At 72.7% G+C, this 1,395-nt stretch carries 3 protein-coding genes and 1 pseudogene; 3 read left to right on the top strand and 1 reads right to left on the bottom strand.

Annotated features, from left to right (window positions below):
- Positions 1-89: pseudogene (locus ABZ454_RS38875) on the bottom strand (Mur ligase family protein); the annotation flags it as partial.
- Between the two features lie 78 nt (positions 90-167).
- On the opposite strand from ABZ454_RS38875, the gene ABZ454_RS38870 reads away from it, so the two are divergent.
- From ABZ454_RS38870 to ABZ454_RS38860, 3 genes are read left to right on the top strand one after another with little or no spacing between them, the layout of a single operon-like run.
- Positions 168-797 carry a hypothetical protein gene (locus ABZ454_RS38870; protein WP_359544141.1) on the top strand — a complete coding sequence of 210 codons (630 nt, stop codon included), beginning with the start codon at positions 168-170 and terminating at the stop codon, positions 795-797.
- An 8-nt stretch (positions 798-805) separates the two neighbouring features.
- Positions 806-1,063 (top strand): hypothetical protein, encoded by a 258-nt coding sequence (locus ABZ454_RS38865; RefSeq protein WP_359544140.1) that lies wholly within the window; start codon positions 806-808, stop codon positions 1,061-1,063.
- Positions 1,060-1,365, top strand: coding sequence for a hypothetical protein (locus ABZ454_RS38860; RefSeq protein WP_359544139.1), 306 nt, complete (start codon positions 1,060-1,062; stop codon positions 1,363-1,365). The genes ABZ454_RS38865 and ABZ454_RS38860 overlap by 4 nt, the downstream gene beginning before the upstream one ends.
- Positions 1,366-1,395: the final 30 nt, after the last annotated feature.

Raw genomic sequence — 1,395 nt, 5'->3', positions numbered from 1 at the left:
ACGGTGTTGCCCTCGTAGATCCGGCCCTTGTCGGCGGCGTACGCCTCCATGGAGCCGTGCCAGTCGAGGTGGTCGGGGGCGAGGTTGAGGCCCTCACGCAGGCGCACCCGGTGTGCCAGTGCTGCCCGCGCCGTCTCATCGCCATAGAGGTACGCCACGGCCGTCTCGTGTGCCGGCCGTGCGAGACCCGTATCTACGCCGAACTCGGCGAGGTCGCCGACCTCTGGCACCAGCTGCCTGCCCTCCTCGCCCCCGGCACAGCCAGCAGCGGCGGCGGCGATGCACCCCGCGCCCCGGGCCCGACCGGCTCCAAGCCGCCCGGGAGCCTTGCTGTGTTGTCGCTGCTCGGAGGCGGCGTCACCGACCTGCTCCTGTGCGAGGAGGACGCGTGGCGGCGGGAACTGGGCACCGCCACGCCACGCCGCGGCGGCCAGGACAGCACCCTGCGCGGAACGGTCGAGTGGCTGCGCCTGCATGTGTCCTGGGCGTGCCACACGTATACGGACGTCGACGACCTCGACCGGACCCTACGCAAGCTCCTCGGCGAGATGCGCGGCCTGGTCTCGGGCGACCGGCGCCGGCGCGAAGACCTCAAGCCGGGCTGCCCGATGACGGCCCGCGGCTACGCCGAGACGGACTCCGACGCCCCGACGTGCGGCGGGAAGCTCACGTACGACCCGCGTAAGACCGTCATCCGCTGCAACACCTGCCGGCGCGCCTACGGGCCGGCCGACTGGTTCCGGCTCGGTGCCGCGGCCGGCCTCATCACGCTCCCGTTCACCGTCCCCGCCGCATAGGAGGACCGATGTTCTTCCGCACACCGACCGACCCGCCCGAGCCGTCGCCGCCCGACCTGACCGAGGCGGAGGCGGGAGTCCTCTCCATCACGAACAGCATGCTCGGGCTGCGCGAGTGCCTGACGCCCGCGTTCGACGCGGCCGACGGGATGCGCGCCGACCTCATCGCCCGAGGCTGGTCCAGCCAGGCCGCGGAAGTCCTTTCCGTGACGTGGCTCCAGCGCATGATCACGAACCTCAACCCGCCCATCGGAGGCTCCAAGTGATTCGCACATCCCCGCAGCCCGGCGACATCGGGCTGACCATCATCACCGGCCGCGTCGGCCGGCTCGTCCAGCTCGGGCAGTGGCTCAACGGCGAGGGCCGCCGGCGGCCGGGGTGGGACCTCGACGACGAGGTGCCGTACCAGCACGCGTTCGTCGTCCTGCCCAGTGGCCTCCTCATCGAGGCAATGCCCGGCGGCGCCCAGGTGCGCCCGCTGTCCGCGTACGACGACCGCGACGTCCTGTACGTCTCGCCGGCCGGGCCCCCGTGGCCGACCGGGTGCGGGTGCGGACCTTGTTGGTGAGCCGGTCGAGCTCGGCCAGCGCGGCGCTCT

The sequence above is a fragment of the Streptomyces sp. NPDC005803 genome, from assembly GCF_040630435.1.
Lineage (GTDB): Bacteria > Actinomycetota > Actinomycetes > Streptomycetales > Streptomycetaceae > Streptomyces.
This window is presented reverse-complemented; position numbering and strand designations above follow the sequence as displayed.